The organism is Paenibacillus borealis, assembly GCF_000758665.1.
GTDB classification, from domain to species: Bacteria; Bacillota; Bacilli; order Paenibacillales; family Paenibacillaceae; genus Paenibacillus_AQ; species Paenibacillus_AQ borealis.
In genome coordinates this window covers 2501672-2515706 of record NZ_CP009285.1, presented here as the reverse complement: position 1 = coordinate 2515706, position 14035 = coordinate 2501672, and the positions used below count along the sequence as shown (strand labels likewise).

General features: G+C 51.3%; 11 protein-coding genes. 2 read left to right on the top strand and 9 right to left on the bottom strand.

Annotation, left to right across the window (positions count from 1 at the left end; all coding sequences use genetic code 11):
- Positions 1-55: 55 nt before the first annotated feature.
- The 6 genes from PBOR_RS10485 to PBOR_RS35395 all read right to left on the bottom strand — a co-directional run bounded on the left by PBOR_RS10485 (position 56) and on the right by PBOR_RS35395 (position 6303).
- Positions 56-1735 carry a PAS domain-containing hybrid sensor histidine kinase/response regulator gene (locus PBOR_RS10485; RefSeq protein WP_052429419.1) on the bottom strand — a complete coding sequence of 560 codons (1680 nt, stop codon included), beginning with the start codon at positions 1733-1735 and terminating at the stop codon, positions 56-58.
- A 237-nt stretch (positions 1736-1972) separates the two neighbouring features.
- Positions 1973-2659 (bottom strand): ABC transporter permease, encoded by a 687-nt coding sequence (locus PBOR_RS10480; protein ID WP_042211626.1) that lies wholly within the window; start codon positions 2657-2659, stop codon positions 1973-1975.
- Positions 2652-3569, bottom strand: a complete 918-nt coding sequence (locus PBOR_RS10475) for an ABC transporter ATP-binding protein (protein WP_042211625.1) — start codon at positions 3567-3569, stop codon at positions 2652-2654. The genes PBOR_RS10480 and PBOR_RS10475 overlap by 8 nt, the downstream gene beginning before the upstream one ends.
- 138 nt (positions 3570-3707) lie before the next feature.
- Entirely contained in the window at positions 3708-4643 is a 936-nt protein-coding gene (locus PBOR_RS10470; protein WP_042211624.1) for a sensor histidine kinase, read from the bottom strand.
- On the bottom strand, positions 4640-5386 hold the full coding sequence (locus PBOR_RS10465) for a response regulator transcription factor (RefSeq protein WP_042211623.1): 747 nt from the start codon (positions 5384-5386) through the stop codon (positions 4640-4642). The genes PBOR_RS10470 and PBOR_RS10465 overlap by 4 nt, the downstream gene beginning before the upstream one ends.
- A gap of 17 nt (positions 5387-5403) precedes the next feature.
- A complete protein-coding gene (locus PBOR_RS35395) occupies positions 5404-6303 on the bottom strand; it encodes a DUF4362 domain-containing protein (RefSeq protein ID WP_052429418.1) in 900 nt (299 codons plus the stop codon).
- Positions 6304-6720: 417 nt separating this feature from the next.
- On the opposite strand from PBOR_RS35395, the gene PBOR_RS10455 reads away from it, so the two are divergent.
- Complete coding sequence (locus tag PBOR_RS10455) at positions 6721-7707, top strand: phosphodiester glycosidase family protein (RefSeq protein ID WP_042211622.1); 987 nt, start codon at positions 6721-6723, stop codon at positions 7705-7707.
- A 6-nt stretch (positions 7708-7713) separates the two neighbouring features.
- Positions 7714-8724, top strand: a complete 1011-nt coding sequence (locus tag PBOR_RS10450) for a bifunctional glycosyltransferase family 2/GtrA family protein (RefSeq protein ID WP_042211621.1) — start codon at positions 7714-7716, stop codon at positions 8722-8724.
- Between the two features lie 86 nt (positions 8725-8810).
- On the opposite strand, the gene PBOR_RS35390 is transcribed toward PBOR_RS10450, so the two are convergent.
- The 3 genes from PBOR_RS35390 to PBOR_RS10435 all read right to left on the bottom strand — a co-directional run bounded on the left by PBOR_RS35390 (position 8811) and on the right by PBOR_RS10435 (position 14029).
- Complete coding sequence (locus PBOR_RS35390; protein ID WP_052429417.1) at positions 8811-11909, bottom strand: S-layer homology domain-containing protein; 3099 nt, start codon at positions 11907-11909, stop codon at positions 8811-8813.
- 237 nt (positions 11910-12146) lie between these two features.
- Entirely contained in the window at positions 12147-12758 is a 612-nt protein-coding gene (locus PBOR_RS10440) for a uridine kinase family protein (RefSeq protein ID WP_042211620.1), read from the bottom strand.
- A 140-nt stretch (positions 12759-12898) separates the two neighbouring features.
- On the bottom strand, positions 12899-14029 hold the full coding sequence (locus PBOR_RS10435; protein WP_425415520.1) for a glycoside hydrolase family 88/105 protein: 1131 nt from the start codon (positions 14027-14029) through the stop codon (positions 12899-12901).
- Between the last annotated feature and the right edge of the window lie 6 nt (positions 14030-14035).

Genomic DNA, 14035 nt, shown 5'->3' with positions numbered 1-14035 from the left:
AGCGGCCGCAAACAGAAACAGCAAGCCTCCTGCCGGAGGCTTGCTGTTTGTTATGTCAGGCCTGTTCAACTTCAACCTCAGCTTCAATCTCTTCCTTCACAAAAGGAAGCATGAACCGGAAGATCGACCCCCGGTTCTCTTCGCTCTCCACGAAGATCGTTCCGCCCATCAGCTCCACCAGCTGCTTGCAGATCGCCAGGCCCAGTCCGGTGCCGCCGTATTTGCGGTTAATAGACGGATGCAGCTGGGAGAAGGACTGGAAGAGCAGGTTCAGCTTGCTGTCGGCAATGCCTACACCGGTATCACGGACAGAGAACTCCAGCAGATATTCGGGCGAGGCCGGCAGCGGAATGTTCTTCACCGAGAGGGTCACGCTCCCCTGGTCGGTGAACTTCAGCGCGTTGCCGACCAGATTGACGATAATCTGCCGCAATCGGCTGGGATCGGTCGTGACAATATCCGGCACACTGGTATCTGCCCACCAGCGCAGAGCAAGCTTCTTCTCTTCCGCCTTAGGGGTGAACAGATCAATGATGCCCTCGAGCATCTCGCGCAGATCGAAGCTCTCCGATTGCAGCGGCATTTTGCCGGCTTCCATCTTGCTGAAATCGAGAATATCATTGAGGATCTGCAGCAGACTGTAGCTGCTGCTGCGCAGAATCTCGGCGTAGCTGCGCTGCTCTTCCTCCAGATTGGTTTCCAGCAGCAGATCAGCCATCCCGATCATGCCGTTCATCGGGGTGCGGATCTCATGGCTCATCATCGCCAGGAAATCAGACTTGGCCTGCGCAGCCTGCTCAGCCGATTCCTTGGCCCGGAGAATCTCCCGTTCGTTCGTAATATCACTGAAGGAAACGACCACACCGCAGATTATTCCTTTATCGAGCAGCGGAGCAATCTGATAGTTCACGAAGAAGCTGGTCCCGTCCTTGCGCCAGAAGATTTCATCCGCCTTACTGCGGGTAACGCCATCCTGAATGGTGAGCCGGATGGGACATTCCAGCGGTGAATGCCGGGCTGCACTCCCGCGGATATAGTGGATCATTTCCATCATCGGCAATCCGGCGAGCTCTGATGGCTCATAGCCCAGCATTTCAGCACCTTCACGGTTGATAAAGATCGTCCGGCCCAGCGTATCCAGTCCGAAGATTCCCGCAGAGACGGAATTGAGAATCAGACTAAGCCGTCTGTCCTCCGCCATCTCAAAAACAAACTCTGAGAGCGGCAGCTCCTCCTCTGTCAGCAATTCCTCCTCCGTCCGGGGAGGGAAGTCCGCTCCTTCAAGTCCTATACGTTCCGTACCGGCAGATTCCCGTCTGCTCATGCGTTCCCAGCCTTGCAGCAGCAGAGAGAGCGGCCGGTTCCCGGTATCATGAACGATGGCAAATACACCGGCAATGCCTTCTTCAGTATGAAGCGGCACATAACGTACTGAAACAGCTTGACCTCCAGCACTTCCTGCACCGGCTTCATTTCCCTCTGCTGCTTCCACAATCAGCTCGAAGCTGGATGTAATACCAGCCAGAGCAGAGGCGAAATAGGTCTCGCCAGGCGGATGCACCCGGCATTCAATCAGCCTGCCTGCGTCCTCAGCATTTAGGGTACGGTTGCTGTCGGCGTAACGTCCCTGCCGGTCCAGCACGATAATGAGATCTGGATGATGATCGAACAACGCTCTATAAGCACTTTCCCCGGAAAGTGCCCGGCCCAGGATAGAAGCCCAATCTTTATGCATGGCCCACCTCCTCTGCTGCTTCATTCCTGCTATATTATAAATCCGTAGACTTGCGAAGATACTCTGATTATGTAGAAATCTCTGAATTATTTACTATTATATCAAAAAATCCGCTATTGGTCGCCACAAAACATTGCAATCCGGGGCGGCTGAGCAAACAAAAAACAGCAAAAAAACAGTGCCATCCCTTGAGGGACAGCACTCGTTCTGCAGGTAACAGCAGGTCAGCCTTGCTTGCTAAGCCACGTCCTGATGCTCGATGTTCCGGATCGACAGATAGGCGATGGCCATACCGGCGAGAGCCAGCGTAAGCGAGAACCCGATCATATTGCCCATACGGAAGCTCCCGAAGCCCGATGAGATCAGCATGACAATCAGAACGGCGGAGACAATGGTAGCCGGTACGGATTTCCGGCGCATCCCGAAGTATAACGGAATCAGTCCGATGCCCGCCGCGTAGAGCGCATCCGTCCCGGCTTTCAGCAGGTTTGCGGTGATCAGCTCCTGTGTCAGCGTTCCCTGAATCACGCCGGGCACGAAATAATCAATGCCTGCGAGAATGCCGCTGATTATAATATCCGAAAGGAAGATGCTGATGAAGGTGAACAGGAAGACAATGATTAGCTTTGCGGCCATCAGCATTTTGCGCGGAACCGGGTACATGAACAGCACAGTAATGGTATTGTTCTTATACTCGTCAATGACCAGCTTGCTGAGCAGAACAGAAGCAAAGATGATAAAGATTGCTTTTACCAAAATGAATACACCTTCGAAGATATCAGCAAACGTACTGAAGTCCCCTTCATTCATCGACGTAAACACTATAAGGCTCATAAAGCCGAGAATGGCCAGATCTGCAATCAGCACACTTTTGAGAAATTTGAATTGGCTCTTGCGCAGCTCCAATCGAATCAGCTTAAGCATTGACAGCACCCCCCATCAGTTCCACAAAATGATCTTCCAGCGAATGATGCTTCTTGCTCATACTCTCCAGCTCCACATTTGCTTCGGCCAGGGCTTTGCTCAGCTCCAGCTGCGGAATATCATCATAGATCCGGATGGTGCGCGGGTCGAGCACTTTATAATTAGTTAAGCCTAGCTTATGTTCCAGGATGTAGACGGCCTTCGTGCACGCTCCAGTAATCAGCTCAATGTACTGTGTATGCTGGTTACGGATCGTATCCATCGCCAACTGTTCCACCAGTACGCCTTCGCGGATCACGCCGATCGTGTCGGCAATCTGCTCGATCTCGCCGAGAATGTGGCTGGAGATCAGCAGGGTCATGCCGTATTCCCGGCTCAGCATGCGGAACACCTCGCGCAGCTCCTTGATGCCGAGCGGGTCCAGCCCGTTGATCGGTTCATCCAGAATGAGCAGCTCCGGCTTGGTCATCACCGCTCTGGCAATACCCAGCCGCTGTTTCATCCCCAGGGAGAACTGCTTCACCGGTTTCTTATCCACCGTGCTCAGCTTCACCAGCTCCAGCGCTTCCTCCATCGCTTTGACATCATAATATCCCATGTACTCACCATGCAGCGCCAGGTTCTCGCGGGCACTCAGCCTGTCATAGAACACCGGATATTCAATAATGCTGCCCATACGCTTCAGCATTTCATAAGAGCGGTGGGTCATTTTGTCGCCGAAGAATTCAATCTCGCCCGCCGTCGGCTTTACCAGATTCGTAATCATTTTCATCACCGTCGTTTTACCGGCGCCGTTAGGTCCCAGGAACCCGTAAATTTCACCCTGCTTGATCTCCATATTCACGCTGCGTACAATTTCCTTATCCTCATAGACCTTGGTTAAATCCCATGTCCGGAGTATCGTTGTCATGTCCGTTATCCCCTTTGACTTCTTCTTTGTCTTCCTGGTATTTATTCTACAGGGCGGAGTTTTCTTTTTTATTACTGAAATCATACGTAAATCTTAAGCTGAGACAGAAATGCGGACCGCCCCGCTAGAACAGGAAACTCAGAAGGTCAGCCGCTGAAAAGAGAGCGTAAAAGCCGTCCGGACATACGGCTTGCTGCTTAAGGAAATACTGCCGTTCATTTGCTCGGTAAGCCGCTTGGTGATCGTCAGTCCCAGGCCGCTGCCCTGGTAGTCGCGGTTGCGCGAATCCTCCAGCGTATACAGCCGCTCGAACACCTTATCCTCATGGCCTTCGGCAATGCCTTTGCCCCGGTCCCATACTTCTATGTACACCTGACCGGCCCCGCTATACAGCTTCAGCCCCAGCACCCCTCCGGCATCGCCGTAGGCAATAGCGTTCGACAACAGATTCGACAACACCCGGTCCAGCGCATCATCGTTGCCCATCATATAGAGCGGCTCATCCGGTAGCTCGATCTGCACATCCGCGCCTTTGGCACTGAGAATATCGTAGAAGGCGAGAATGTTCCTGCGGCAGACCTCACCCAGCTCCACCCGCGACAGCGGGATATCCCGGTCCCCGGACTCCAGCTTAGCCAGATCAAAGAAACGGTTCATCAGCGTAATGACTTCCCCAGCCTTGGCATGGATAGTCCGCAGTATGCGTTCCTGCTCTTCGGCAGGCATGTCTTCATCATGAAGCAGCGTCTCGATATATCCCAGCACTACCGTCAGCGGTGTCTTCAGGTCATGGGAAATGTTAGCCAGCATACTGCGCATAGATTTCTCCAGCTTGGCCCGCTCTACTGCTCCCTTGTGATTAACATCCAGCAGCCGGTTCAGATCAGTCAGCAGGAGCTGCAGCTCCGGGCTGTTGCTCATCAGCAGCAGACGTTCATGCGAGCCGCGCTCCACAATACTCTCCAGCTTGGCATGAATGTACTTCAGCTGGCGTGCATGGTGCCGCGAATTCATTACCTGCAGTACAATGACCAGCAGAAGCAGGGCAATAAGTATAATGAACAAGGCTGTCATTGCAGCATATCTCCGAGCTTATAGCCGATGCCCCACAGCGTTTTGATATATTCAGGGTGGGACGGATCATCTTCAATCTTCTCGCGCAGTCTGCGCATATGTACATTAATTACATTCTCATCGCCGAAGTAGTCATCCTCCCACACCAGACTGTAAATCTGCGCCTTGGTGAACACCCGCCCGGGGCTGCTGACAAACAGCTTCAGGATATGGAACTCCTTGGCGGTCAGCTTCACTTCTTCCCCGTTCTTCTGCGCCGAGAAGTTGTCCAGATCGACCGTTAGTCCGCGCAGCGTAATCACCTTCGATTTCGGCTGCTGCTCCTCGTAGGCGGGCGCCAGACTGCCGGCGGCAGCCTGGCTCCCTGATGCTGCATATCCGGCCCTGCGGATCGCCGCCTTTACCCGCGCTGCCAGCTCAATCATCGAGAACGGCTTCGTAATATAATCATCTGCGCCGAAGCCAAGCCCCAGCGCCTTATCTACATCACTGTCCTTCGCCGACATGATCAGCACCGGCACAAGGCTCCCGCTGCGGATCATCTGCAGCACATCCGTGCCGCTGCGCTTAGGCAGCATCAGGTCCAGCAGGACCAGATCATATGAGGGACCGCCCAGAAACTTCTTCACCGCTGCCTCCCCGTCAAATGCAGTCTCCACCTCATAGCCCTCTTTAGTTAAATATGAACCTACCATTTCGCTGATTGCCTCATCATCCTCAATCAGCAGCACCCGCTGTTGCATAATGAACCTCCTGTATTCTATTTGACGCTGCCTGTAGCAGCAGGCAGCTGTAAGAAGCTGTCTCCGGCCTCTACAAGACCGATAATGTATTCTGCGGCCTCCGTCATCACCTTGCCGTCCCTGCCGGTATCACACTCACTCCAGGCATAATGCCGCTCGGCACTATTAATCAGCACCGTCAGATCATAGCTCTGATACGGCTTGAGGTTGCAGCTTGTGCTAAGCTGCTTCTCCCCCAGGTAATTGGACAGCACCAGCTTCCGGTAAATGCTCTGCCGGTCTTCAACCGGCAAGCCATAATCGCTGATTTCGATGACAGTACCGTCCAGCATATCTTTTACCAGGTTCTGATTCACCGTATTGATCTCATTCCTGTGATTAAACCCGTATTTGAGGATAAATTCAAATTTATCCTGCCGGCCCAGATCGAAGTCAACAGTGAGTAAATCACCATCCCCCATATCTTCCCCGCAGCCCTTCAGGGAGTACTTCAACTGATGCTTCTCCTCCGTCCGTACAAGCTTATCACAGCTGTAAGTCTTCACTTCACGGGGGCCGAAGGCGTCCTCAGTGGTATCATAACTCAGTTCCAGCCGTCCGCCTTCATACCGCGTTTCAATAAAGATCGGGTCGCCTTCAATAGTATACTGCACTATCCGCTGGCTGCCGCTTCCCCGTTCCATGAAACTGTCCAGCTTGTCCAAATTGCTGATTACGCCGCCGTTAGAGGATATGACGTCCTCTTCCTGGTCAATCTTGTGACTGATGGCGGATGAGCCGCCCCGCTCAAATAACGAGCATCCTGTAGCGAGGGCCAGCAGAAGCAGAAGCGGAAGTGCCGCCACGGCCAGCCTTCTGAACAGTACAGCCGGTATTCTCAGCTTGCGCAATGATTTTGAGACGGATGTTAATTTCACGGTTAGTGACCTCCCTGAAATCATGATCGGATGGAGCTTTTGTTAAAGTATACCAATGCTGCGGGCGCGATTCTACTACATTACTTTTTTATAAAAATCATGCCCATAATACAACATTTTGCTCATAAAAGCGGCCGTAATCCGGAATTGTTGTATGGAATGCAGCATTTCTCCTCCTACAGATGGGTTAAAGGAAGAATTCTTGCATTTCGTACAACAATCCTCCCGAACCCCCGGGATTTCATGAATCAAGGTTGCACTACGTACAACATTTATGCAAATACGATCAACACATCATCAACAAATTAACCCTTGGTTGACCGCACATTCCCCGCAGATACAGCCAGTTAAGATTCATTTAAGGAATGGCACTTATCATGAGCCTTAAGAACTTAATTGAAGAGGTGGTGCTTCGATATGAAGTCACGCAACACACGCAATACAGGCAACACAGCAACCCGTACCAGCAAACGAAAATTATTGATTATTATCCTCGTAATCCTCCTGGGCATTGGCGCAGTGGTATATCGTCTGGCAGACCGTTATCTGATTGAGCATGTTGAGGTCGTCGTCGCAGACGATACCGCCGGAACCGCTGGTACCGGCAGCACAGGCACAACAACAGCAGCCGCAACAGCTGACGTGAATGCAACATCGGATGACTGGAGCTACAGCAGTGACAATATCCAGGTCAAGATTGACCAGGTGCAGACAGGAACAGGTTCAGACCAGATCACTTATTTTGTCGCAGATGTGGTCCTGAAGGATGCCGCAAGCCTGCGCTCCGCATTCGCCGACAACAGCTTCGGGACGAACATCACAGAGGATACTTCGGAAATTGCCTCCAGTAATAATGCAATCTTCGCCATTAACGGCGATTACTACGGCTTCCGGGAAGACGGGGTGATTATCCGCAATGGAACCGTATATCGTGACGATCCGGTGCGGGATGCGATGGCTCTGTTCGCAGACGGAACGATGCAGACCTATGACGAGGAGGAAGTTTCTTCGTCTGAGCTGCTGGCTGAAGGGGCTACGAACACCTTGTCCTTCGGACCGATTCTGATACAGGACGGCAAGATCGTCAGTGATTTCAGCAGTGTCAAAATCGACAACAATTTCGGCAACCGTTCCATTCAAAACGCCAATCCCCGGACCGCCATTGGCATGATTGCCCCGAACCACTACGTGTTCGTTGTAGTTGACGGACGCAAGGAAGGCTACAGCCGCGGAATGACCCTTGCCGAGCTTGCTGATGTGATGGAAGGCCTCGGAGCTACAGAAGCCTACAATCTGGACGGCGGCGGTTCCTCCACCATGTACTTCATGGGCCGGGTCGTGAATAATCCGCTGGGCAAAAACCAGGAACGCGGCGTCAGCGACATACTTTATATTAAGGAGTGAACCCGGATGACGATATTAATACCGGCCTATGAGCCAGACGAACGGCTGCTGGATTTAATTGAGCAGCTGAACGAATACCCGCTAGGACCCATTGTACTGGTCGATGACGGCAGCGGCCCGGCTTACCGCGCAATCTTCGAGCGGGCTGCGGCATTCGGCTGCACCCTCCTGACCCATAAGACCAATCTCGGCAAAGGTGCCGCCCTCAAAACAGGCTTCCGTCATATTCAGGGAGCCGGCATGCACGGTAATGTGATCTGCGCCGATAGTGACGGGCAGCATCTGCCCCATGACATCAAGCGGATTGCCGAGACGCTGCTGCTTCAGAGTAAGCCGGGGATTGTGCTCGGGAGCCGGCGGTTCAGCGGAACCATTCCGCTGCGCAGCCGCTTCGGGAACTCGGTGACACGGTCAGTCTTCGCACTCACGACCGGCACCAAAATCTATGATACCCAGACCGGCCTGCGCGGCTTCCCGTTCCAGATGCTGGACTGGCTGTGCCGGATTCCCGGCGAACGGTTCGAATATGAGATGAACATGCTGCTGACCGCCCACAAAGAGGGCTATACCATTACTGAGGAGTATATCGATACGGTCTATCTGGAAGATAATAAATCCTCCCACTTCCGCCCGCTGATCGACTCCTTCCGGATCTACCTGCCGATTCTGATGTTTAGCACTTCCTCGCTGATCTCAGGGCTGCTGGACTTCGTACTGCTGTTCCTGTTCCAGAGCCTGACCCACAACCTGTTTCTGGCTGTCGCAGCCGCAAGATTATGCAGTTCAATCTTCAACTACTCGGTAAACCGGAAGTATGTATTTGCCGGCGGCCAAAAATCACGGCTCCAGTCGCTGCCGAAGTATTTCTCCCTCGTCGTCCTTGTGCTGATGTTCAATTACGGCCTGCTCTACTTCTATAATGAGAAGCTGATTATCCCGCTGGTTGCAGCCAAGATTCTGACGGAAATCTCGATCTTCATATTCAGCTATTGGGCACAGCGGAAGTTTGTATACTGAATTAATGCTACACGCAACAGAGCAGCGGCTCTCCTGTAACGGGAGAAGCGCTGCTCTGTTTTTTTGTCATAGACTGCTGTATTCGTTTATTCTTCCTTAGCCAAAGTAATGTTCAGGGGATCCACAAGCAGGCCCTCTTCAACTTTAAATTTACAATTTATTTCAATTCTATTGCGATGCTCGGCATCCCAATACATGAATACATCGTATTCCCCATCCGGAAAATCCGCACCGAAAACCCCGTTTTTCAGCTCAACCGTTTTGAGATAATCCTTACCGCCAAGACCACTGCCTAATTCAATATAGCCATCCGGCAGCGGGGTCCCATCATCATATTTCAGTGAACCGGTAACATTATTAGCTGGCAAATTAATTACAAGCTCATGCGGATTAGACTGACCATCCTGCACCGAGAAACTGTAGTACGGGAATCTGTTGTTATAGGATGAGTACATTTTCTCAGCTAAAATAAGTACCCGGTATGAGCCTTCAGGCAGATAGAAATCAAACAGGCCATTCTTAATCGTTGTTGCATACAGAAGCGGTGAAGCAGTGCCAACCTCTGTAATCATTAATACCCCATTAGCAAACGGAGTTCCGTCCTCATTATAGATCTTGCCTGATATCGCCAAAGGTACCTTGATGTCAATCGGTCCGGCGGCAGGTTCACCATTAACAATCTTTATCTGTGTACGCAAATCTATAGTTTTTGCCTCGTCAGTGTTTAACGTCAGAATGTTATAGTCGCCATCCGGCAAATAAAGATTAAACTTGCCTGCAGCCACAGGGACCCTATAAATTCCGTAATTCAGAGCATCCGTAGCTCTAATTTCCAGCCAGCCATCGTAAATCGGGGAACCATCCACGAAGCTAATGCTTCCTTCAATTTTGGGTGGCAATGTTATATTCAGATTGCTTTTCCCGTCAATGACTTCAAACGAATGATTAATTGTTAATTGTTTGTTGGTTTCGCCATAGATTAAGACTTCTACATTATAATGACCGTCCGGCAAATGAAAGTTAAACTTACCTTCATGGATTTCGGCACTATACCAGGCAAGCGGTCCGCTGTCTAAGCTCTCTACAATAATATTTCCATCCTCAACTGCGGTCCCGTCCGAATACTGCATCGTGCCTGCCTGCTGCTCAGGAATGAGAATATGCACCTCTCTATCTGCCTTGCCATTCATAACGTAAAACATATAGTAGAGTGAAATAATCTCTTGTGTAGTTGTGGAACGCATGGAGTAAATCTTGTACGGCCCATCCGGCAAATCTATAGAGAATTCCCCGTTCGTCAGTGCAGCGCTGTAAATCATATGATCGCTATCCCGTTCTAAGTACAAGATGCCTGAATCGGCAGCTTTCCCGTCTGCGCGCTTAATGCCCCCTTTTACAACACCATGATCTACAATGGGCGGTGTGGGTGCCACCGTTGACCACGGTGTAGGTATCGGCCCCGGGAATGATGGTAATGGCGATGGTGACGGTGAAGTCACCGCTGTTGGTATTGCCGATGGTGATGGCGACGGTGACGGTGAGGTCACCGCTGTCGGCATTGCCGATGGCAACGGTGACGGCGAAGTAGCTGCTGTTGGTGTCGCTGATGACACCGGCGTTGCTGCCGCTGTTGCTACCGGCGTTGGCTTCGCTGTTGGTATCGGCGTTGGTTTCGCTGTTGGTACCGGCGTTGGTGCCACGGTTGGTGCTGCTGTTGGTTCCTCCGTTGGCGCTGCCGTGGGTGTAGCTGTTGGCGCTGTTGTTTCTGCCGCGCTGCCGCCTCCGCCGCCTCCGCCGCCAACTAATACGGCCGCTGTTGGAGTTGCAGAAGACGCAGCAACCGTTTTATCAGAACCGGCTATATTCACTTTCACATCTGCCGGAACATCGCTGCCCAGGGTAATTTTCCCTGGAGCATTCTCTATTGTAATGCCCGAAGCGTTGACTACCGCATTCCCGATATTACCTTTACCTGAAATTTGTATACCGGCGTTCATTGTCATAGACTTGATAATGCTGCTATTGGCCAATTTATTACTGCCCGCTGTTTTATCAACATTGACTGCCTCTACAGTGCCCCCGCTGATTTCAATGTTCAGTTGTGATGCAAGAATAATTACAGCCTTGAAGCTGCCGGTCAACAGGATGCGGGCATCCGCTGGAATTTCAGGTGATAACGTGAGGGTACTGATCTCAGCACCGGTTAGGGATTCAACGGCAGCAGCAGACTGCAGCTGAAGGTTATTAATGATTGTCTTTCCTTCAGCAACCACTCTTACAGTGCCATCCTTCTTGTCTATACGTACTGAAACCAGTGTAGAATCCGCAAGATGAATACTATTCGCCCCGCCGCCTTCAATCGCAGTACTGCCTCTAACTGTTACATTTTGGAGCTTCACATCACCTTCCGCTATGCCTTCTCCCAGCAGCAGATTTCCGGTTATATTCATATTGCGGAGAGTGATACCCGGCACGCTGATCACTACATCACTGTCTACTTCCGAAATTCCTGACAGCGGGCCATAGGTGCCTGGCGTTTCATAGATGATTACATATTCCCCGGAATCTTCATTTAGCAAGGCTAGAGCCCTATCCAAAATTACTACCGTCTCCGCCCGGGTTGCATCAGCGAGCGGGCGGAAATTCCCATCACCGGAACCTGTCATGATACCTTGTTCGCTTACAGCCCGGATAGCACTTTTGCTCCAATCCGGACTTCCGGCAATATCCTTAAACTCAGGAGCCGCAGCCGATGCTGTCAGCTTGAGCAATTTACTGATGATAACAGCCATTTCTTGACGGTTAATCTTCTGGTCCGGCTTAAAGGTCCCATCCGCATAGCCCTGAACGTAACCCGCGGCATTGGCCTGTAAAATACTTGAATAATACCACTTACTGCTGGTGATATCGCTAAAATTAACTTTTTTCGTTTCAGTAAATCCAAAAGCCCTATTAATCAAAACCGTTAATTCAGCCCGGGTGACCGGATGATCCGGCTTAAATTCACCATCCGGGTAGCCGGAGATCAGACCTTGATCCATCCACTTACTGATGTGCTCCTTCGCCCAATTTCCGCTGAGATCCGATACATTACCCGCAAAAGCTGCACCTGCAGGCAATATAGCAAGACATACAGCGAGTACCCCTGCGATTACTTTTTTTCTTACACTTTTTTGAATGAACAAGCTAATACCTCCGACTATGTAGTTATAAAAGCGCACAAATTATAAGTTACCTTCGCCTGTCTATTACTTAAGACCTATTAATCCGTTAAAATTATAGCATGATTCCGGTCTATGATTCGTAATATTTTCGGATTTTATTTTCTCCATTCCAAAAAAGCAAAAAACGGCCCCAACTCTCCATTTCACTGGAAGGCTGGGGCCGCAGCTGTTTATGACTCTCTTTTCGCCGAACTAAGCTTAATCTTGATTTCTGATCACAATATCGAACTTCTCATGATAAGGATGCATGAATAAATCATACTGAATTCTGCGCTGTTCATGGGACTTCATTAAATACTGAATATCTGTCCCCCGCTCAGCCACATCACGGATTCCCCTTCGCCTAAGCTCGGTCTCCCCATCCGTATATAAGTAGACTTTGAGATCATACAGACTTGGGTCCGTAAAAGCCACGCTCATGCCTTCTACAATATTAATCTTGTTGTCAGAAGATAACAGCGTACTCTTGCTATAATGCGTACCGATGGTATACAGGTCCAAGCCGTCCCGCAGCATACGGATGTCTCTCTCCAAAGCAGCCACGTTATGGGCAGCAGGGTGACAGGCCGTCATTTTATCGCGATGATGTTCATTGTTGTATTCGTAGTCGATCATTGCGTACCGTCTAAGATCTGATCCGATAATGTAGGGGTCGGTATTCATATAATTCACTTTCTCCTGCCCCACAAGACTGATCAGATTATGGGCAAACGTCGTTTTTCCCGATGCACCATGACCGGAGATTCCAACGATGACCCTCGCAGCCTGACCGCTAATCCATTTGGCTATTCTGTGTAATTCCTGATCCATAATATCCTCCGCTATCCTTGTTAGAAGTATCCAATATCCTATACTATCACAAAAAGCGGACCAGGACCGGCTGCGATTATAACGATGTTGACGCTCAATTCACCGGTATTCAAGTATTCGTCTGCTCCGACAGCAGCAGCCTATTGCCCGTCAAGGTACTTCTCCACCTCAAGGGAAGCCAGCAATAACGGCGCAACACCCATCGGCGCGTCAGAGACAACCGCTTCGGAAATGTAGTAATCATAGGAACCGTTCCGGTCCTTGCTGAGGCCTGCCCCGTGGCAGATCTGATGCAGATGAACGCCCTGTTCATCTTCGGTAACCAGATGCGCAAGTATGCCTTCGTAGCCTTTCAGCATGGCATCCTTGAAGGAAGGCTCCAGATACCGCAGCCGCAGGGCTTTGGCCATCGCATAGACAAACATGCAGGAGCCGGTGGCTTCGAGGTAATTGCCTTTACGTCCTGCCTGATCAAGCACCTGATACCAGAGGCCGGTCTCCTGGTCCTGAACCTCAAGCAGTGCACCGCACATCCGCTGGAAGATCCCGATGATTGTTCCCCGCTGCGGATGGGTGACCGGGAAATGCTCCAGGCAGTCCACGGCGGCCATGGCGTACCAGCCCATCGCCCGGCTCCAGAAGTGGGAAGAGAGGCCGGTGGACGAGTCCGCCCATTCCTGCTCTTTGGATTCATCCCAGCCGTGATAGAGCAGGCCGGTCCGCGGATCACGGGTCCGGCGCTCGATCAATAGCAGCTGATGGGCAGCTTCATCTATTAGCTCGGGACGCTGGAATACGGCCCCGTATTCGGCAAGGAACGGTGAAGCCATATATAGTCCGTCCAGCCACATCTGAAAAGGATACACCTTCTTATGCCAGAATCCCCCCTCCGAAGTACGGGGATGCCCGATCAGCTGCGCCGCCAGCAGATGAGCTGCTTCAGCGTAACGCGCTTCCCCGGTCTGCCGGTACAGATAGAAGAGATTCTTGCCCTGGTTGATCTGATCCAGGTTGTATTCCTCCAGCGTATAGGAACGGATGGAGCCGTCCTCCCCGATGAAGCTATCCATGTGCCGCCGCATAAATGCCAGATATTCCGGCTCCTCATGCTGCACACCGGCCCTGGCTACTGACATCAGCAGCATGCCGGGCACATAGGCCCAGCGTTCCAGCACATACTCATGTTCCCCTTGTTCATTGCATTGACTGATGAAGGTATCCGCAATTCTGCGGGACAAACCTGATGTTGCTGTTTCCGTGATAGACATCATTATTCC